At 35.2% G+C, this 19,385-nt stretch carries 15 protein-coding genes; 11 read left to right on the forward strand and 4 right to left on the reverse strand.

Going from position 1 to position 19,385, the window contains the following annotated elements; genetic code table 11:
* Positions 1-284: 284 nt before the first annotated feature.
* The 3 genes from GSY47_RS25080 to GSY47_RS25090 form a co-directional block, all read right to left on the reverse strand.
* Positions 285-1,106 (reverse strand): AraC family transcriptional regulator, encoded by an 822-nt coding sequence (locus tag GSY47_RS25080; RefSeq protein WP_219071613.1) that lies wholly within the window; start codon positions 1,104-1,106, stop codon positions 285-287.
* Between the two features lie 62 nt (positions 1,107-1,168).
* Positions 1,169-2,590, reverse strand: coding sequence for an aldehyde dehydrogenase family protein (locus tag GSY47_RS25085; protein WP_179003094.1), 1,422 nt, complete (start codon positions 2,588-2,590; stop codon positions 1,169-1,171).
* A 190-nt stretch (positions 2,591-2,780) separates the two neighbouring features.
* Positions 2,781-3,605 (reverse strand): universal stress protein, encoded by an 825-nt coding sequence (locus GSY47_RS25090; protein ID WP_179003093.1) that lies wholly within the window; start codon positions 3,603-3,605, stop codon positions 2,781-2,783.
* A gap of 174 nt (positions 3,606-3,779) precedes the next feature.
* On the opposite strand from GSY47_RS25090, the gene rimP reads away from it, so the two are divergent.
* The 4 genes from rimP (at position 3,780) to GSY47_RS25110 (ending at position 9,104) form a co-directional block, all read left to right on the forward strand.
* The gene (gene rimP / locus GSY47_RS25095) at positions 3,780-4,244 is read left to right on the forward strand and encodes a ribosome assembly cofactor RimP (RefSeq protein WP_167365417.1); all 465 of its coding nucleotides are present in this window, start codon (positions 3,780-3,782) and stop codon (positions 4,242-4,244) included.
* Positions 4,245-4,263: 19 nt separating this feature from the next.
* Positions 4,264-5,517: a transcription termination factor NusA gene (nusA, locus tag GSY47_RS25100; RefSeq protein WP_125722262.1), complete on the forward strand. Its 1,254-nt coding sequence runs from the start codon at positions 4,264-4,266 to the stop codon at positions 5,515-5,517.
* A gap of 60 nt (positions 5,518-5,577) precedes the next feature.
* Complete coding sequence (gene infB / locus GSY47_RS25105; RefSeq protein ID WP_179003092.1) at positions 5,578-8,460, forward strand: translation initiation factor IF-2; 2,883 nt, start codon at positions 5,578-5,580, stop codon at positions 8,458-8,460.
* Positions 8,461-8,594: 134 nt separating this feature from the next.
* On the forward strand, positions 8,595-9,104 hold the full coding sequence (locus tag GSY47_RS25110; RefSeq protein WP_179003091.1) for a DUF4920 domain-containing protein: 510 nt from the start codon (positions 8,595-8,597) through the stop codon (positions 9,102-9,104).
* Positions 9,105-9,192: 88 nt separating this feature from the next.
* Here GSY47_RS25110 and GSY47_RS25115 read toward each other — a convergent pair whose 3' ends face one another.
* Positions 9,193-9,582: an SPOR domain-containing protein gene (locus GSY47_RS25115; RefSeq protein ID WP_179003090.1), complete on the reverse strand. Its 390-nt coding sequence runs from the start codon at positions 9,580-9,582 to the stop codon at positions 9,193-9,195.
* A 220-nt stretch (positions 9,583-9,802) separates the two neighbouring features.
* Here GSY47_RS25115 and GSY47_RS25120 point away from each other — a divergent pair, with 220 nt between their 5' ends.
* Genes GSY47_RS25120 through GSY47_RS25150 form a run of 7 tightly spaced genes read left to right on the forward strand, consistent with a single transcriptional unit; the run spans position 9,803 to position 19,364 of the window.
* Positions 9,803-11,131, forward strand: coding sequence for a c-type cytochrome (locus GSY47_RS25120; protein WP_179003089.1), 1,329 nt, complete (start codon positions 9,803-9,805; stop codon positions 11,129-11,131).
* A gap of 32 nt (positions 11,132-11,163) precedes the next feature.
* Positions 11,164-14,223 (forward strand): TAT-variant-translocated molybdopterin oxidoreductase, encoded by a 3,060-nt coding sequence (locus GSY47_RS25125; RefSeq protein WP_179003088.1) that lies wholly within the window; start codon positions 11,164-11,166, stop codon positions 14,221-14,223.
* Positions 14,224-14,257: 34 nt separating this feature from the next.
* On the forward strand, positions 14,258-15,661 hold the full coding sequence (gene nrfD / locus GSY47_RS25130) for an NrfD/PsrC family molybdoenzyme membrane anchor subunit (RefSeq protein WP_109191792.1): 1,404 nt from the start codon (positions 14,258-14,260) through the stop codon (positions 15,659-15,661).
* A complete protein-coding gene (locus GSY47_RS25135; protein WP_109191793.1) occupies positions 15,654-16,178 on the forward strand; it encodes a DUF3341 domain-containing protein in 525 nt (174 codons plus the stop codon). The genes nrfD and GSY47_RS25135 overlap by 8 nt, the downstream gene beginning before the upstream one ends.
* An 8-nt stretch (positions 16,179-16,186) precedes the next feature.
* Positions 16,187-16,732 carry a c-type cytochrome gene (locus tag GSY47_RS25140; protein WP_179003087.1) on the forward strand — a complete coding sequence of 182 codons (546 nt, stop codon included), beginning with the start codon at positions 16,187-16,189 and terminating at the stop codon, positions 16,730-16,732.
* Between the two features lie 27 nt (positions 16,733-16,759).
* Positions 16,760-18,154, forward strand: a complete 1,395-nt coding sequence (locus GSY47_RS25145) for a cation-translocating P-type ATPase (RefSeq protein WP_219071614.1) — start codon at positions 16,760-16,762, stop codon at positions 18,152-18,154.
* Between the two features lie 19 nt (positions 18,155-18,173).
* Positions 18,174-19,364, forward strand: a complete 1,191-nt coding sequence (locus GSY47_RS25150; RefSeq protein WP_179003085.1) for a cytochrome c oxidase subunit II — start codon at positions 18,174-18,176, stop codon at positions 19,362-19,364.
* Positions 19,365-19,385 lie beyond the last annotated feature (21 nt).

The raw sequence follows: 19,385 nt of genomic DNA on the forward strand, positions 1-19,385 counted from the left end.
GTAATGGTAACACTACGGTTTTTGGTGCCGTCTTTCTAGGTTCGAGTCCTAGTAGACCAACAGAAAAGCCTCTCAGAAATGAGAGGCTTTTTTTATGTCCTAAACTTAGATGGATTTTGTGTTTTTCTGATTTTTTATTTTGACCGCAAATTACACTAAGTATGCGCAAAGAACGCTAAGGTGTTTTTTTAAGAATGCAAAAGTTCGGAAAGCTTCTGGTCAATAAAGTGCTTTGCGAACTTTTTTGTTTTGGACGTGCTGTTTTTTTACCATAGCCCGTGGTTTCAACCACGGGAGACGTATTTTTGATTTAAAGAAGAGGGAACGACTCCGAATTTCTTTTTAAAAGAAAATGAAAAATGAGATAAATCTTCAAAACCAACTCCGATATAAACTTCCGATGGTAATTTTCCTTGGCTGATGAGATAATAGGCTTCCTGAAGTCTTTTGTTTAAAAGCCATTTTCCTGGTGTTTCTTGAAATACTTTCTGGAAATCTCTTTTAAATGTGGCTAAGCTTCTGCCTGTTAAATAAGCAAATCGTTGCATTTGTACATTGAAATGGAAATTTTTATTCATAAAGGCTTCCAAGTCAATTTTGCCAGGTTCGTTAAAGTCGAATAAAATATCTTTTAATTCTGGGTTGGCTTTTAGTAAAAGATGAACGGCTTCTTTGATTTTTAAATTAAACAAAGTTTCATTGCTTTCCTGTTCCACTTTGAGATATGTTAGTAGGGATTCCATGAAAGATTGGTAGAGTGGGTTTGGGGCTAATGAAAACATAGCTTCTGAATCTACTTTCTTTTCGGATTTATAATTGTATTCTTTGCTGATTTCGCGTAAAATTTCCTGATCTAGAAAAAGAGAAATAGTTTTGAATTCTCCTCCTTCGGGCGGAATTTTGGTGAATTTTGCTAAATGATTTCTTCTGCTGAAGCGAAAATCTCCTGGTTTAGAATGAAAAGTGGTTTTGTTGTCGGACGCAATCATTTCTCCAGAAATCTGGTAGCTGAAAACATGCTCGGGTATGAAATGTTCTCCTTCGCGGCTGCGCGAATAATAACAGGAGTAAAGAATCTTCGGTTTTGTATTGTTTTTTGGACTCATATTGTAAAGTTACTAAAAGATCCGAATAATCTTTTTGGGAAAAGATTTTCGGATCTGTAAAATTATTTTTGCTGAATTAATGCTTTTGGTTCTAAATAAGCTTCAAGTCCCAATACTCCAAATTCACGACCGATTCCAGATTGTTTAAATCCTCCGAAAGGGGCCATTGGGTCATGACTAATTCCGTTTATTTGAACTCTTCCTGCATTAATTTGAGAAGCAACACGGTGTGCTCTATCTAAATCAGATGAGCTTACATAAGCTTGTAGTCCGTAATTGGAGTCGTTGGCAATCTCAATTGCTTCTTCTTCTGTTTTATAAGTGATGATAGATAATACTGGGCCGAATATTTCTTCTTGTGCAATTCTCATTTTGTTGTCTACATGGATGAAAGCAGTTGGTTTTATGAAATTTCCTTTTTCTAACCCTTTAGGTTTTCCTAATCCACCAGTTAAAATTTCTGCGCCTTCATTAATTCCGATTTGAATATATTCTTGCACACGATTAAATTGTTTTTTGCTTACCATTGGTCCAACTGCGGTATTTGGTTTTTTTGGATCACCGACAATTGTATTTGAAATTACTTCTTTAATAATGTTTTTGGTTTCTTCTAATTTGCTTTCTGGAATCAATAATCTGGTTCCTGCGATACAGGCTTGTCCGCTGTTCATAAAAGCTGCCATTACTGCTAATGGAACTGCTTTAGAAAAATCAGCATCATCTAAAATGATGTTGGGAGATTTTCCGCCAAGTTCTAATGTAACTCGTTTCATAGTGTTGACGGCTTCTTTTGCAATGATTTTTCCAACAGTTGTAGATCCTGTGAAAGAGATTTTAGCTACATCGGGATTGCGGCTTATTTCGGCTCCAACTACTTCGCCTAAACCGTTTAAGATGTTGAAGACGCCTTTTGGAAGGTTGGCTTCGTGTAAGCATTCTGAAATTAATTGTGTCTGCTGTGCGCTCATTTCGCTTGGTTTTATAACTACTGTGCATCCTGCTGCAATTGCGGTTGAAAGTTTGCTGCAGATAAAGCCGTTACTGGAATTCCAAGGAATGATGATTCCGACAACGCCAATTGGTGTCATTTGAACTTCAGATTCTCCCATTGTTTTAGTAAAATCGTAAGTTTTTAGCAATTGAATTGCTGAGTCGAAGCTTTTTTGCATATAAATGAAGCTGTTAGCAGCGAATTGAAATGTTCCTCCATATTCTTCTGTGACTACATTTATAAATTCGTCTTTTCTTTTTTCAATTGCTGTTTTGATGTTTTCGAGATATTGAATTCTTTCACTTGTTGTTGTTTGGGAAAAAGATTTGAAAGCGGTTTTGGCGGCGTTAATTGCGTTTTGCGCGTCTTCAGTATTTCCTAAAAGTACTTTTCCGAGTTTTTCATTTGTTGTTGGGCTGATAAGGTCGAAATATTCAGTTCCTTTTGGGGTAACAAATTCTCCGTTAATGTAAATTTTGTCTATTGTTTTCATGTTGTAAGTTTTAATGAATTTTTATTTGACAAATTTCTCTATTAATTAAGTGCTTGGTTTTGTTGAAAAGCTCAAAAAGACTTTGTTGGAAAGCTCACTTTTGATTGATGAAATTTAAGCGAAAAACGAGTGCATAAAAAAAGCCTCTCGATTGAGAAGCTTTTCTGTTATTTAGGTTGTTTTATGTTCTTTATATTTTCAAAGTAATTACAGGTCTAACAGCATGATTTACTAATCCTTCGCTGATGCTTCCGTTGAAGAAATGTGCAAATCCAGTTCTGCCATGAGTGCACATTCCGATTATATCGGCGTTAATTCTGTTGGCAAAATTGATAATTCCTTTTTCGATATTAGTATCATTGTAGGTTTGAGTAGTGTAGTTGCTGATGTTAAATTGATCTACAAACTCATTGATGGCTTCTTCAGCAACATGTGTTGGTTTGAAGCTGTTTGGTGTGCAGATATTTACAAGGTGTATTTTTGAATCAAATAATTTGGTAAAGTTTAAAAGTTTTTCAAATGGTTTTTTGGCTTCTTCAGAAAAATCAGATGCAAATACAACATTGGCTGCGGTAAAATTTGCAATATCATTTTTGATTACTAAAACTGGAATTTCTGAATTGCGGACTACTTTTTCAGTATTAGATCCAATTAATAATTCTTCAACGCCAGAAGATCCGTGTGATCCCATTACGATTAAGTCAATGTTATGCTCTTTACTAATTTGTGTGATGCCGTGAATAGGTTTGTCCATTTTAACGATTTCAGTCACCTCTATTCCGTCTAAATAAGGTTTTTCAGAAACTTTATCCAGCATTTCGTTGGCTTTTTTCATAAAAAGCATACTTTCAGGAATGCTGATTCCGCCTAAAATAGCATCATTTGTTTGATGCGGTAATTCGAGCATGTGCAGGATGATAATTTCTGAATTGTTCTTTTTTGCGATTTGAGCAGCAACTTTTAAAGCATCTTCTGCGTGTTCTGAAAAATCGGTAGGTACTAAAATTCGTTTCATGATTTTGAGGGTTAATAATATGAATAATTCATTTTTTGAATGCTATTATAAAGATAAGAAATATTTTTAGAGCAATCTATTTATTTGATTTATAAAAAAAACACTATATTTGCACTGTTATTTATTAAAATCTAAATAATGAGGGGACTAAGTGTCCCCTCTTTTTATAAAATTATGACATTTAAAGAAAAAGTAAACGGATTAATTACAGAAGCTCTTCTGGAAAAGCCATCAGTCTTTTTGGTTGATTTAGCTGTTTCGGATTCTTTTAAAATTAGTGTTGGTTTAGACGGTGATAATGGAGTGGCGCTGCAGGACTGTATTGACGTAAGTCGTGCAATCGAGAATAATCTGGATCGTGAAGAGCAGGATTTCTCTCTTGAAGTAGCATCGGTTGGAGTAGGGACACCTTTAAAAATGATAAGACAATACAAAAAAAATGTTGGTAGAACGTTGATTGTTACCACAAATACAGAAAAAATCGAAGCAGAATTAGTAGAAGCTAATGATGTTTTTATAATTTTGTCTTGGAAAGCAAGAGAACCGAAAAAAGTAGGAAAAGGAAAAGAAACAGTTCAAAAAGAGCAACAAATACCTTATACAGAAATTAAAGAGGCAGTTGTTACGGTAACATTTTAATTTTAATTAAAAAATTCGCATGGAAAATTTAGCATTAATCGATTCATTCTCAGAGTTTAAAGATAATAAACTTATTGATCGTGTAACGCTTATGGCAATTTTAGAGGACGTATTTAGAAATGCATTAAAGAAAAAATACGGTTCAGATGAAAATTTCGATATCATTATTAATCCTGATAAAGGGGATATGGAAATTTGGAGAAGAAGAGTAATTGTTGCTGATGAGGATCTTGATTTTGAAAATGAGGAAATTACATTGACTGAAGCAAGAAAAATTGAAGCGGATTTTGAAATTGGAGAAGAAGTTTCTGAAGAAGTAAAGTTGATTGATTTAGGAAGAAGAGCTATCTTAGCGCTTCGTCAGAATTTGATATCTAAAATTCACGAGCACGATAATACAAATTTGTACAAACAATTTAAAGATATTATCGGCGATATTTATACAGCAGAAGTGCACCACGTACGTCCAAGAGTTGTTATCTTGGTTGATGATGAAGGAAATGAAATTGTACTTCCAAAAGAAAAACAAATTCCGTCTGACTTTTTCCGTAAAGGAGATAACGTTCGTGGAATTATTGAAAGCGTTGAATTGAAAGGAAATAAACCTCAAATTATCATGTCTAGAACTTCAGAAAAGTTCTTGGAAAAATTATTTGAGCAAGAAATTCCAGAAGTTTTCGACGGATTAATTACAGTTAAAAATGTAGTTCGTATTCCAGGCGAAAAAGCAAAAGTAGCTGTTGATTCCTATGATGATAGGATTGATCCAGTTGGAGCTTGTGTAGGAATGAAAGGTTCTCGTATTCACGGAATTGTTCGCGAGTTAGGAAATGAAAATATTGATGTAATCAATTATACAAATAATATTCAATTATTTATTACAAGAGCTTTAAGCCCCGCTAAAGTTTCTTCTATCAAAATTGATGAAGAAAGTAAAAGAGCTGAAGTTTTCTTGAAATTAGAAGAGGTTTCTAAAGCGATTGGTAGAGGTGGTCACAATATCAAATTAGCTGGTCAATTGACAGGTTATGAGTTAGATGTTATTCGTGAAGGAGATGTTGCCGGTACTGTTGCAGATGAAGACGATGTTGAATTAACAGAGTTCTCAGATGAGATCGAAGAGTGGGTAATTGAAGAGTTTGCAAAAATCGGTTTAGATACGGCAAAAAGTATCTTGAAGCACGATGTAGAAGATTTAGTAAGAAGAACGGATTTAGAAGAGGAAACGATTCTGGATGTTATGAAAATACTAAAAGAAGAGTTTGATAGTTAAGCAATAAGCTGAATGTCTGCTCTAACAACACAACGAAAAAGGTAATAATAAAAAGGTTATATGTCTGAAGAGAGAGTAATAAGAATAAACAAGGTTTTAAGGGAATTAAATATTTCGTTAGAAAGAGCTGTAGATTATCTAAAAGATAAGGGAATTGCTATTGATGCAAATCCAAACGCAAAAATTTCTGATAGCGAGTTTAATATCCTTCAAAGCCAATTTGCGGGCGATAAGGGGAATAAGGAGGCTTCAAAAGAGGTTGGAGAAGAAAAAAGAAAAGAAAAAGAAGCATTACGTGTAGAGCGTGAGAAAGAAATTGAGGACAAACGCAGACAAGAAGAAGAGCGTCAAAAGCAACAGGAAATAATTAAGGCGAGAGCTGTTGTTTCTGGACCTGTGCAAGTTGGTAAAATTGACCTAAATCCGAAAAAACCTGCAATTGCTCCTTCTGAGGAAACAGCTAAAGCTGAAGAGCCAAAAGCCGTTGTTGCACCAGTGCAAACAGAAAAACCTGTTCAAAATGAAGCTCCAAAAACTGAACAAGCTGTAACGCAGCCAGTCTCTGAGGTTAAAAAGAACGAGCCTATTATTACTGAGAAAAAAGAAGTTAAAGCAGAGTCTTCTAGAGTGGCGCAGGAACCAATTGTGTCAACTGATCCAACAACTTCAGAAGAAACAATTACGACTCAATATCAAAAACTTTCCGGAACAACTCTTACTGGTCAAACAATTGACTTATCTCAATTTAATAAGCCGAAGAAAAAGAAAGAGGATCCAAAAGTGGCTCAGAATAAACCTGGAACTCCAGGAGTTGGAAACAATAATAACGCAAATAAAAATAAGCGTAAAAGAATTGCTCCTAAACCAGGTACGCCTGGAGCGCCAAAACCTGTAACAGGGAATAATCCTCAAGGTGGAAATCAAAATCCTAATAAACCAAATCAAAATAACAATGGCGGTGGTTTTAATGCTAACAGAAGTCAGAGACCAGGTTTTGTAAAAGGAAATCGTCCAGCAATTGTAGCTAAAGTTGAGCCGACAGAAGAAGAAGTAAAAAACCAAATTAGAGAAACTCTTGAAAAACTTCAAGGTAAAGGAGGGAAATCTAAGGCGGCTAAATATAGAAGAGATAAAAGAGAAACGCACCGTCAGAAATCTGATGATGAGCAAAGAGCACTTGACGAAGGAAGTAAAACTATTAAAGTTACAGAGTTCGTTACAGTTGGTGAAATTGCAATCATGATGGATGTGCCGATTACTAAAGTAATTGGAACTTGTATGTCTCTTGGTATCATGGTTACCATGAACCAGCGTCTAGATGCTGAAACATTAACTATTGTTGCAGATGAATTCGGTTACGATGTTGAATTCATTACAGTGGATATTGAAGAAGCAATAGAAGTTGTAGAAGATAAAGAAGAAGATTTAGTAACTAGAGCGCCAATTGTGACGGTAATGGGTCACGTTGACCACGGTAAAACATCTTTACTGGATTATATTCGTAAAGAAAATGTTATTGCTGGTGAGTCTGGAGGTATTACACAGCACATTGGAGCATACGGAGTTACTTTAGATAATGGGCAGAAAATCGCATTCTTAGATACTCCGGGTCACGAGGCGTTTACCGCGATGCGTGCACGTGGAGCTCAAGTTACTGATATTGCTATTATCGTAGTTGCGGCTGATGATGATATCATGCCACAGACAAAAGAGGCAATTTCTCACGCACAAGCTGCGGGAGTGCCAATTATATTTGCAATCAATAAAATTGATAAACCAAATGCTAATGTTGATAAAATTAAAGAGCGTTTGGCTGGTATGAATTTACTTGTTGAAGATTGGGGTGGAAAAATTCAGTCACATGATATTTCTGCAAAAGTTGGAACAGGGGTTAAAGAATTATTAGAGAAAGTTTTATTAGAAGCTGAAATCTTAGATTTAAAAGCAAATCCAAATAAAGCAGCGCAGGGAACTGTTGTTGAAGCTTTCTTGGATAAAGGAAAGGGGTATGTTTCTACAATTTTAGTACAACAAGGTACTTTGAAGATTGGAGATTATATGCTTGCTGGTAAGCATCATGGTAAGGTTAAAGCAATGCATGATGAGAGAGGACATACTGTTTTATCAGCAGGACCTTCAACTCCAGTTTCTGTTCTAGGTTTAGATGGAGCGCCAACAGCAGGTGATAAGTTTAACGTTTTTGAAGACGAAAAAGAGGCTAAACAAATTGCATCTAAGCGTTCTCAATTAATGCGTGAGCAGTCTGTTCGTACTCAAAGACATATTACGCTTGATGAAATTGGACGTCGTATTGCTCTTGGCCAGTTTAAAGAATTGAATGTAATTCTTAAAGGAGACGTGGATGGATCTGTTGAAGCATTGTCTGATTCGTTCTCTAAATTGTCTACAGAAGAGGTTCAAATTAATATCATTCATAAAGGGGTTGGTGCGATTACAGAAACCGATGTTAACTTGGCTTCTGCATCAGATGCTATTATTATTGGATTTAATGTTCGTCCAGCAGGAAATGCAAGACAGTTAGCAGATAAAGAAGAAATTGATATCCGTTACTACTCTATTATTTATGCTGCTATCGATGACTTGAAAGATGCAATGGAAGGAATGTTAGCGCCAGAAATGAAAGAAGAAGTTTTAGGTAATGCTGAGATCCGTGAGATTTTCAAAATTTCTAAAGTAGGTTCGATTGCTGGTTGTATGGTAACAGATGGTAAAATCTTAAGAACTTCTAAAATTAGAGTTATTAGAGATGGTGTTGTAGTTCATACAGGTGAATTAGTTGCTTTAAAACGTTTCAAAGATGATGTTAAAGAAGTAACGAAAGGTTATGATTGTGGTATTCAGATTAAAGGATTTAATGATATCGAAATCAATGATATTATTGAGGCTTACCACGAAGTAGCAATCAAAAAGAAATTGAAATAATATTTAATAAATATATTTAAAAGTCCCAATGTTAGTTGGGACTTTTTTTGTTTATGAGATATTGGTTTTGTTGTTGTGGCGGTAATAAATGTCAATTTTTAATCTTATTTTTGATTAAATTAAATGGATAAAATATGAAATTAAGTTTATATATGGCAGCTTTGCTGTTAAGTGTTTCGTCTTTTTGTTTTGCCCAAGAAGATGTTGAAAAGCCTTCTCCTCCGCCTGGAAATGCATTAGTTGGGGATTATTATGGTACGGATATTTCAGAGGTGTCTTTGAAAAATGCTATTTCTGTTGATAAATTGGAAGATAAATTAAAGAAAGAAGATAGGATTGAAAATGTTGCTGTAAAAGGAGAGGTAACAGCGGTTTGTCCTAAAAGAGGGTGCTGGATTAGTATTAAGACGGAAGATAGTTCTTCTTTTTTTGTTAAAATGAAAGATTATGCGTTTTTTGTTCCTACAGCAGCAAAAGGAAAAAATGTTGTTTTAGAAGGTGTGGCAGAAAAGAAAGTTACTTCGGTAGAAGAATTGAAGCATTATGCAAAAGATGCTAAAAAATCTAAAGCAGAAATAGATGCGATAAAAACGCCTAAAGAAGAAATAAGATTTATGGCAAACGGAATAAAGGTTGTGAATTAGGATTTTTCTGATTTTAGTTTAACCCTCTTAAGAATGTACAAAAAAAGCGAGATAATTATCTCGCTTTTTTTGTGGTTTTTGAAAAAAATTATTTTCCAGGCTTAAGTAAGAAAACGCTTTTGTATCTGTTTTTAATCTCAGCAAGATTCCTTTCGGCTTCAATTCTAGTTTTGAAGTTGCCAACTATTACTTTGTAGTTTGGAGTGCTGAAAATGATGGTTCCGTCAATACTTGGGTTTTCTCTTTTAAAATCCGAAAGTGTCTTTTTGGCTTCATCGCTTTTACCGCTGAAGATTTGGATTCTATAAGTATCGTTTGTATTTATTGACGTGTTAATTTTACGCTTTTCATTTAACAATTGCTCGAATTTAGGGTCTTGATTCAATGTTAAATTTTGATCTTGTGCGTTAATATTGTGCGCAAAAGCAATCGTTGTAATTGTTAATAAAAGGCTTTTAGAGGGACTTAAAATTCTCATAATGTGATGGTTTTTATGCAAAAATACTATTTAAAGTTTGAGTGTAAAATTTTAATATTATTTAGAATTGATATAAATTGATATTTAAGGGTATTTTAAGGTTTTGAGAATAGTTCATAAGTCGTATTTTTGTGCAAGTTTTAAAAGAGGGTATAGATTTTTCCTGAGTTTAGTACAGAAAAAATCATACCAAAAATTAGTAGACAATTATTTATACTATATGAAAAAGGTGGGTAACCATAATTCGATCTCAAGAAAATTGCTGTTTGGCTTATCGCTGACGTTAATTTTCTCCCTAACTTCATTTGCTCAAGATGCTGCTGCTCCGGCGGCGCCTGAAGCAGCGGCTGCTGCTCCAGCTGCAGGAGGCGGTGATCCAGTAAAAGGGAAAGAACTTTTTAATGCAAATTGCGCTGCATGTCACAAATTAGATGCTAAGTCAACTGGCCCTGCTTTAAGAGGGGTTGCTGATAAGCATGATAAAGCTTGGATTTACAAGTGGGTGCATAACAGTTCTGACATGATTAAGTCAGGTGATCCTGTTGCTGTTAAACTTTTTGAGGAAAATAACAAAGCTGTTATGACTTCTTTTCCTCAATTGTCTGAAGGAGATATTGATAATATTTTAGCATATACTTCTCAGCCTAAAGCTGAGCCTGCTACTGCTGGTCCTGCAACACCTCCAGGTACTAATGTTGATGGTGGTGGAATTTCAAACAATATTATTTTAGGAGCTCTTGCTCTTGTTATGGCTATTTTAGTTGTGATGTTGTTCATGGTGAACAAAGTATTGACTAAAGTTGCAAATAAAAACGGTATTGAGGTTGCTCCAAAAGAAGCTAGGCTTCCGATCTGGAAAGCTTTCGCTAAAAACCAATTCTTGGTTTTGGTATCTGCAATCTTTTTGCTTTTGGCTAGTGGTTATTTTGTATACGGTTACTTAATGCAGGTAGGTGTAGATCAAAATTATGAGCCAATTCAGCCAATTCACTACTCTCACAAAATTCACGCTGGTGATAACGAAATCAATTGTAAATATTGCCACTCTGCTGCTCGTGTAAGTAAAACAGCTGGTATTCCTTCATTAAATGTTTGTATGAACTGTCATAAAAATATTTCTGAGGTTGCTGAAACTACTGCTACTCCTGAGTACAGCAAAGCATTTTACGATGCTCAAATCCAAAAATTATATGATGCTGTTGGATGGGATAAGACTAAACAGGCTTATACTGGAAAAACAATGCCTGTAAAATGGGTTCGTATTCATAATCTTCCTGATTTTGTTTACTTCAATCACTCACAACACGTTTCTGTTGCTGGAATTGAATGTCAAACTTGTCACGGTCCAGTTCAAGAATTCGAAATCATGAAGCAATACTCTAAATTAACAATGGGATGGTGTGTTGATTGCCATAGAAAAACTGATGTTAAGATGGAAGGTAACGCTTACTATGATAAGATTCATGCTGAACTTTCTAAAAAATACGGTGTAGAGAAATTAACTGCAGCGCAAATGGGAGGTTTAGAATGCGGTAAATGCCACTATTAATCGATTTATTAAGATTTTAATATATATATACAATGTCATCAAACAAAAAATACTGGAAAAGTGTTGAGGAGCTAGAAAACAGCTCTATTGTTGAGGCGCTTAGAAATAACGAATTTGTTGAAGAAATTCCTACTGATGAGTTTTTGGGTAACGCTGAGGCTTTATCTACATCTGGGACTTCACGTCGTGACTTTTTAAAGTACGTAGGGTTTAGTACTGCAGCTGTTACTTTAGCTGCTTGCGAAGGTCCGGTTCACAAGTCTATCCCTTATGTATTACAACCAGAGCAAATCATTCCTGGTGTTGCAGATTATTATGCAACTACCGTTTTTGATGGTTTTGATTTTGCAAACCTTTTGGTTAAAACTCGTGAGGGTCGTCCAATTAAAATTGAAAACAATACAATTGCAGGAGCTAAATTTGCTGCAAACGCTAGAATTCATGCATCTATCTTAGGATTGTATGATAGTGGTCGTTTGAAAGAGCCAAAAGTAGAAGGTAAAAACTCTACTTGGTCTGCTGTTGATTTAAAAATCAAATCAAGTTTAGCTGATGCAAAAGCTAAAGGAGGTCAGGTTGTATTGTTAACTAATACTTTAGCAAGTCCATCTACAGAAAAATTAATTGCTGAGTTTATTGCTAAAAATCCAAATGCTAAGCACGTTGTATATGATGCGGTTTCTTCATCTGAAGCTTTAGATGCTTTTGAGGCGGTATACGGACAAAGAGCTTTAGTGGATTACGATTTTTCAAAAGCTTCTTTAATTGTATCTGTTGGAGCTGATTTCTTAGGAGATTGGCAAGGTGGTGGATACGATTCTGGATATGCAAAAGGACGTATTCCTCAAAACGGAAAAATGTCTCGTCACTTCCAGTTTGAATCAAACATGACATTATCTGGAGCTGCTGCTGACAAGCGTGTTCCAATGACTACAGCTGCTCAAAAACAAGCTTTAGTTCAAATTTATAACATTATTGCGGGTGCTTCTGTTCCTGTTGCTTTAGAAGGAAATGCTAAAGCTGAAGTAGTAAAAGCTGCACAACAGCTTAAAGCTGCTGGATCAAAAGGAGTTTTAGTATCTGGAATTGAAGATAAAAATGCTCAATTATTAGTTTTAGCTATCAATCAAATATTGGCTAGTGAAGCTTTTAGTACTGCTGGAGCAAGACAAATTAGAAAAGGTTCTAATGCTGTTGTTGCACAGTTGGTTAAAGATTTGAATGCAGGAAGTGTTCATACTTTAATTATGAGTGGTGTAAATCCAGTTTATACATTAGCTGATTCAGAAGCGTTTGTTTCTGGATTGAAAAAAGTTAAAACTTCTGTTGCTTTTGCATTAAAAGAAGATGAGACTGCATCAATTGTTACAGTTGCTGCTCCAGCTCCTCATTACTTAGAATCTTGGGGTGATGTGGAGATAACAAGTGGGACTTACAGTTTAACACAGCCAACTATCCGTCCAATTTTCAATACAAAACAATTTCAAGATGTTTTATTATCATTGAATGGTACAGCTGGTACTTTTTATGATTACGTAAAAGTTAATTCTGGAGCTTATACTGCAGGATCTTCTTGGAATAAGGTATTGCATGATGGTGTAGCAGTTCTTGGATCTGTTGCTTTGTCTGGTGGTGCTATTGATGCTGCTTCTGCTGCAAATGCTGTTGCAAAATCTAAATCTGCTGGAGAGTATGAATTAGTATTGTATACTAAAACAGGTATGGGAGATGGACAACAAGCAAACAACCCTTGGTTGCAAGAGTTTCCAGATCCAATTACAAGAGTTTCTTGGGATAACTACGTTACAGTTTCAAATGCTGATGCTAAAAAAATCGGTTTATCAAATGAAATCGTTGCAAATGGTGGACTAAATGGTAGTTACGCTACTATTACAACTGCTGATGGAGTTAAATTGGAAAATGTTCCAGTTATTGTTCAGCCAGGTCAAGCAGTTGGTACTATTGGTTTAGCTGTTGGTTACGGACGTAAAGCTTCTCTAAAAGAAGAAATGCAAGTAGGTTTAAATGCTTACGCTTTATATAAAGGATTTAATGGTGTTCAATCTGTTTCTATCGTTAAAGCTGGTGGAGAGCATGAGTTTGCTTGTGTTCAAGGTCAGAAAACTTTAATGGGTAGAGGAGATATCATTAAAGAAACTACTTTAAAAATATTCAATACTGAAGATGCAGAACATTGGAATGAAAAACCAATGGTATCTTTAGATCACCAAGAAGTGGAAGCTTCTACGGTTGACCTTTGGGAATCATTTGATCGTACAACTGGTCACCACTTTAATCTTTCAATTGACTTAAATGCTTGTACTGGATGTGGTGCTTGTGTTATTGCTTGTCACGCAGAGAACAACGTTCCAGTTGTAGGTAAAGCAGAAGTTAGAAGAAGCCGTGATATGCACTGGTTACGTATCGATAGATACTATTCTTCTGAAAGCACTTTCGAAGGTGATAATGAAAGAAAAGAAGGAATCGCTGGTTTATCTAGTTCATTATCTACATTTAATGAAATGGAAAACCCTGGAGAAAATCCACAAGTAGCATTCCAACCAGTAATGTGTCAGCACTGTAACCACGCTCCTTGTGAAACAGTTTGTCCTGTAGCTGCTACATCTCACGGTCGTCAAGGTCAAAACCACATGGCTTACAACAGATGTGTTGGTACTCGTTACTGTGCAAACAACTGTCCTTATAAAGTACGTCGTTTCAACTGGTTCTTATACAACAAGAATAGTGAATTCGATTATCATATGAATGACGATTTAGGACGTATGGTATTAAACCCAGACGTAAACGTTCGTTCTCGTGGTGTTATGGAAAAATGTTCTTTCTGTATCCAAAGTACTCAAGCTGTAATTCTTCAGGCAAAACGTGAAGGTAGAGTAGTGGCAAAAGATGAGTTCAACAATGCTTGTGCTTGTTCTGCAGCTTGTTCTTCTGGAGCTATGGTCTTTGGAGATGTAAATGATAAAGAAAGTGAAGTTGCGAAACTTGCTGAAAGCGAAAGAGCATACCACTTATTAGAGCATGTTGGTACAAAGCCAAATGTTTTCTATCATGTAAAAGTTAGAAATACTTAGTAAAATTATTAATTAAGAAACAATATAAAGGATTATGTCGTCTCATTACGAAGCACCCATTAGAAAACCTTTAGTTATAGGTGATAAATCATATCACGATGTAACTGTAGATGTGGCAGCGCCTGTTGAAGGACCTGCAAATAAACAATGGTGGATTGTATTTACAATCGCATTAGTAGCCTTCCTTTGGGGGTTAGGTTGTATAATTTACACCGTATCTACCGGTATCGGAACATGGGGATTAAATAAAACAGTTGGTTGGGCTTGGGATATCACTAACTTCGTTTGGTGGGTAGGTATTGGTCACGCCGGAACATTAATTTCTGCGGTATTATTACTTTTCCGTCAACGTTGGAGAATGGCTATTAACCGTTCTGCGGAAGCAATGACTATCTTCTCAGTAGTTCAAGCAGGTCTATTTCCAATCATTCACATGGGACGTCCATGGTTAGCATACTGGGTATTACCTATTCCAAACCAGTTTGGATCTCTTTGGGTAAACTTTAACTCACCATTACTTTGGGACGTATTCGCGATTTCAACTTATCTTTCAGTTTCATTGGTTTTCTGGTGGACTGGTTTATTACCTGACTTCGCAATGCTTCGTGATAGAGCTATAACCCCATTTAACAAAAGAGTTTATTCTATCTTAAGTTTTGGATGGAGCGGTAGAGCAAAAGACTGGCAGCGTTTTGAAGAAGTATCTTTAGTATTAGCTGGTTTAGCTACCCCACTTGTACTTTCTGTACACACAATTGTATCTATGGACTTTGCTACTTCTGTAATTCCTGGATGGCATACAACAATTTTCCCTCCGTACTTCGTTGCTGGAGCGGTTTTCTCTGGATTCGCGATGGTAAATACCTTGTTGATCGTTATGAGAAAAGTTTCTAATCTTGAGGCTTATATCACATTACAACATATCGAGTTAATGAACATCATTATCATGATTACTGGATCTATTGTTGGTGTAGCTTATATCACTGAGTTATTTGTAGCTTGGTATTCAGGAGTAGAGTATGAGCAATATGCATTCTTAAATAGAGCTACTGGACCTTACTGGTGGGCATATTGGTCGATGATGACATGTAACGTGTTCTCTCCTCAGTTCATGTGGTTCAAAAAATTAAGAACTAGTATCATGTTCTCATTCATCATTTCGATTGTAGTAAACATCGGAATGTGGTTCGAAAGATTCGTAATTATTGTTACTTCTTTACATAGAGATTACCTTCCATCTTCTTGGACAATGTTCTCACCAACATTTGTTGATATCGGAATTTTCATTGGAACAATTGGTTTCTTCTTCGTATTGTTTTTATTGTACTCTAGAACATTCCCTGTAATTGCTCAGGCAGAGGTTAAAACAATTTTGAAAGGAACAGGAGATAATTATATTAGAGAAAGAGCAAACAGTAAAGATTCACATCATGAGTAATAAAGTTATATACGCCATTTATAATGACGATGACGTTTTGATGAGTGCAGTAAAGAAAACTAGAGCTGCTCATCATCATATTGAAGAGGTTTTTACTCCGTTCCCGGTTCACGGATTGGATAAAGCCATGGGATTAGCACCAACAAGATTAGCAATATGTGCTTTCTTATATGGATGTGTTGGTATTTCTGTTGCTACAACTATGATGAGCTACATCATGATTCATGACTGGCCACAAGATATTGGTGGTAAACCAAGTTTCAGTTTCATTCAGAATATGCCTTCTTTTGTGCCTATTATGTTTGAGATGACAGTATTTTTTGCTGCTCACTTAATGGTAATCACTTTCTATATGAGAAGTAGATTATGGCCTTTCAAAGAAGCTGAAAATCCAGATGTAAGAACAACTGATGACCATTTCTTGATGGAAGTTGCAGTAAATGATAACGAAGCAGAATTAGTATCTTTCTTTGAGGGAACTGGAGCTGTTGAAGTTAAAGTAATTGAAAAGAATTAATTGGAGCTATGAAAAAGATATATAAAATAACACTATTAGTTGGTTTAACTATTTTAGTTTCATCTTGCCACAATAATTCGGCACCAAACTATCAGTATTTCCCAAATATGTATGAGTCTGTAGCTTACGAGCCATATACAGAAGCTAAAATATTTAAGGGAGGAAAAGAAGGACAGCTTCCTGTTGCAGGAACTATCAATAGAGGTTTTGAACCTTATGAATATGAAAATTCAACTGCTGGTTATGAAGCAGCGAAAGCTAATTTGAAATCGCCTTTAACAGAAGAAGAAAAAAATTCTGGAAAAGGGAAAGAACTTTTCGAAATTTACTGTATCAGTTGCCATGGTGCAACTGGTAACGGTAAAGGTAAATTGGTTGAAAGAGAGAAATTTCTTGGAGTACCTAGCTATAAAGACAGAGAGATCACTGAAGGAAGTATCTTTCACGTTGAGACTTATGGTTTAAATGCAATGGGTTCACATGCAAATCAATTAAGTGCTCACGAACGTTGGTTAGTTGCTGACTATGTTCTGAAACTAAAAAGCCAATTATAATTGTTGAACAAACTGATCGTAATAGATATGTATACATTTTCAAGTAAATTAAAAACTTTTTCTATCATCTTAATGGCCGTTGGTTTATTAGGAATTGGGTATGGTTTTTTAAGTGCGCCAAAAGATATTCAAGAAGTTGAAAAAATACTAGCTGCAGATGAACATGGTTCTCATGGTGCTGCACATGAAGAGAAAGCGGAGGCATCTCACAAAGAAGCAGGTCATCATGAAGCTGCTGAAGCATTACATGATGCTCACAAAGCAGCAGGACATGCTGAAGTTTCTGGTGCAAATGAGCACGAAAAACATTTAGAACATGTATTGCACCAATTGCAAAATAAACCTTGGTCTGCAGTATATGTAGCTTGTATTTTCTTTTTACTACTTTCAATGGGAGTTTTAGCTTTTTATGCTATTCAACAAGTTGCTCAAGCAGGTTGGTCTCCAGTTTTATTTAGAGTAATGCAAGGTATTACAGCTTATTTACCGGCTGGTTCTGTAATTTTCTTTATTATTTTAGTTTTATGTGGATTACACTTTAATCATATTTTCGTATGGTTAGGAAAAGATGTAACTGTTCCAGGTAGTCCAAATTATGATGCTATCATTGCTGGAAAATCAGGATATTTAAATTTCCCTTTCTGGATTGTAAGAGCTTTTATCTTTTTATTAGGATGGAATATTTACCGTCACTTTTCTAGAAAGAACTGTTTAGCTCAAGATGAGGCTAATGATGATCTTTACTATAAGAAGAATTTCAAAGCTTCTGCTGGATTCTTAGTATTCTTTATCGTTTCTGAGTCTATCATGGCTTGGGATTGGATTATGTCTTTTGATCCACACTGGTTCAGTACTTTGTTTGCTTGGTATGTATTCGCATCTTTCTTTGTAAGTGGTATTACAACTATAGCTTTAGTTACGATTTACTTAAAATCTAAAGGATATTTAGAGTATGTAAATAACAGCCATATTCACGATTTAGCTAAATTCATGTTTGGTATCAGTGTATTCTGGACTTATTTATGGTTCTCTCAGTTCATGTTGATCTGGTATGCTAACATCCCTGAAGAGGTAACTTATTTTGTAACAAGAATTCAATTATATAACCTTCCTTTCTTTGGAGCGGTTGTTATGAACTTTGTTTTCCCATTATTAATATTAATCAATACTGATTTCAAACGCCTTAATTGGGTTGTTGTAATGGCAGGTATTGTGATATTATTAGGTCATTATGTTGATTTCTTTAATATGATTATGCCGGGTACAGTTGGAGACAAATGGTTTATTGGAGTTCCTGAAATTGCATCGATTCTTTTCTTCTTAGGTTTATTTATATTTGTTGTATTTACTGCATTAACTAAATCTCCTTTGCTTGCAAAAAGAAATCCTTTCATTGAAGAAAGTAAACATTTTCATTATTAATATTTAAAGAAGTAAACAGATGACAAGTTTGTTGGTAATTATAGTTTTAGTTTTATTAGCGGTTGCATTATGGCAATTGACGAAGATATTTGACCTTACTCAGGTGGGATCGTCTTCTGATGATTCTCAGGTTGCATCAGATAATGACAATAACGTTCAGGGATATATTATGTTTGGCTTTTTAGCTTTCATTTATATATTTACGATTTACGGTTTACTAAAATGGGGTAATTTGGCGCTTCATACTCCTGCTTCTGAGCATGGTGGTTTAGTAGATAATTTAATGAATATTACTTGGGTTTTGATCTTTACAGTTCAAGTTATTACTCAAGGTTTATTATACTGGTTTTCTTTTAAATACAAAGGAAATAAAGATAAAAAAGCATTATTCTTTGCTGATAGTAATAAATTAGAAGCAATTTGGAGTATCATTCCATCTGTTGTTTTAGCATGTTTGATTCTTTATGGATTGTATGCTTGGAATAACATTATGTTCGTTGATAAAGACGAAGATGTAATCGAGATTGAATTATATGCTCAGCAATTTAAATGGACTGCTAGATATGCAGGTCAAGATAATGTTTTAGGAAAAGCTAACGTACGTTTGATTGAAGGAGTAAACACATTAGGTGTTGATATGTCTGATAAAAATGCTCAAGATGATATTGTAGTTTCAGAATTACATATTCCTAAAGGTAAAAAAGTTCATTTTAAAATGCGTTCTCAGGATGTATTGCACTCAGCATACTTTCCTCACTTTAGAGCACAAATGAACTGTGTTCCAGGTATGGTTACTGAATTTGCTTTTGTTCCAACTTATACTACTGCTGAATACAGAGAGATGCCATTTATGGTTGAGAAAGTTGCAAACATCAACAAACTTAGAGCTGAAAAAAGTATTGAATTAGTTGCAAAAGGAGGAACAGCTTTAGATCCTTACACATTTGATTATTTATTATTATGTAATAAAATTTGTGGAGCTTCTCACTACAATATGCAAATGAAGGTTGTTGTAGATACTCCAGAAGACTATAAAAAATGGTTAAGTGAAAAAACTACTTTAGCACAGGATATCGCAGCTGCAAAAGCTGCTGAGAAACCAGCTGAAGGAGCTGCACCAACTACAGATTCTACTGCTAAAGTAATTGACACGGTTAAAGCTGTTGTTGATACTGTTAAAGCAGCTGTAGCTAAAGTTGCAATGAAATAATATTATTTAGAAAATTTAAAG

Source organism: Flavobacterium quisquiliarum, assembly GCF_019308285.1.
GTDB lineage: Bacteria > Bacteroidota > Bacteroidia > Flavobacteriales > Flavobacteriaceae > Flavobacterium > Flavobacterium quisquiliarum.

Excerpts from the sequence above, each read along its gene's own strand:
- GSY47_RS25080 (WP_219071613.1), bottom strand. The coding sequence starts at position 1,106 with ATGAGTCCAAAAAACAATACAAAACCGAAGATTCTTTACTCCTGTTAT.
- GSY47_RS25110 (WP_179003091.1), top strand. The coding sequence starts at position 8,595 with ATGAAATTAAGTTTATATATGGCAGCTTTGCTGTTAAGTGTTTCGTCT.
- GSY47_RS25125 (WP_179003088.1), top strand. The coding sequence starts at position 11,164 with ATGTCATCAAACAAAAAATACTGGAAAAGTGTTGAGGAGCTAGAAAAC.
- GSY47_RS25145 (WP_219071614.1), top strand. The coding sequence starts at position 16,760 with ATGTATACATTTTCAAGTAAATTAAAAACTTTTTCTATCATCTTAATG.
- GSY47_RS25135 (WP_109191793.1), top strand. The coding sequence starts at position 15,654 with ATGAGTAATAAAGTTATATACGCCATTTATAATGACGATGACGTTTTG.
- GSY47_RS25140 (WP_179003087.1), top strand. The coding sequence starts at position 16,187 with ATGAAAAAGATATATAAAATAACACTATTAGTTGGTTTAACTATTTTA.
- GSY47_RS25085 (WP_179003094.1), bottom strand. The coding sequence starts at position 2,590 with ATGAAAACAATAGACAAAATTTACATTAACGGAGAATTTGTTACCCCA.
- infB (WP_179003092.1), top strand. The coding sequence starts at position 5,578 with ATGTCTGAAGAGAGAGTAATAAGAATAAACAAGGTTTTAAGGGAATTA.
- nrfD (WP_109191792.1), top strand. The coding sequence starts at position 14,258 with ATGTCGTCTCATTACGAAGCACCCATTAGAAAACCTTTAGTTATAGGT.
- GSY47_RS25150 (WP_179003085.1), top strand. The coding sequence starts at position 18,174 with ATGACAAGTTTGTTGGTAATTATAGTTTTAGTTTTATTAGCGGTTGCA.
- GSY47_RS25120 (WP_179003089.1), top strand. The coding sequence starts at position 9,803 with ATGAAAAAGGTGGGTAACCATAATTCGATCTCAAGAAAATTGCTGTTT.
- GSY47_RS25090 (WP_179003093.1), bottom strand. The coding sequence starts at position 3,605 with ATGAAACGAATTTTAGTACCTACCGATTTTTCAGAACACGCAGAAGAT.
- GSY47_RS25115 (WP_179003090.1), bottom strand. The coding sequence starts at position 9,582 with ATGAGAATTTTAAGTCCCTCTAAAAGCCTTTTATTAACAATTACAACG.
- nusA (WP_125722262.1), top strand. The coding sequence starts at position 4,264 with ATGGAAAATTTAGCATTAATCGATTCATTCTCAGAGTTTAAAGATAAT.
- rimP (WP_167365417.1), top strand. The coding sequence starts at position 3,780 with ATGACATTTAAAGAAAAAGTAAACGGATTAATTACAGAAGCTCTTCTG.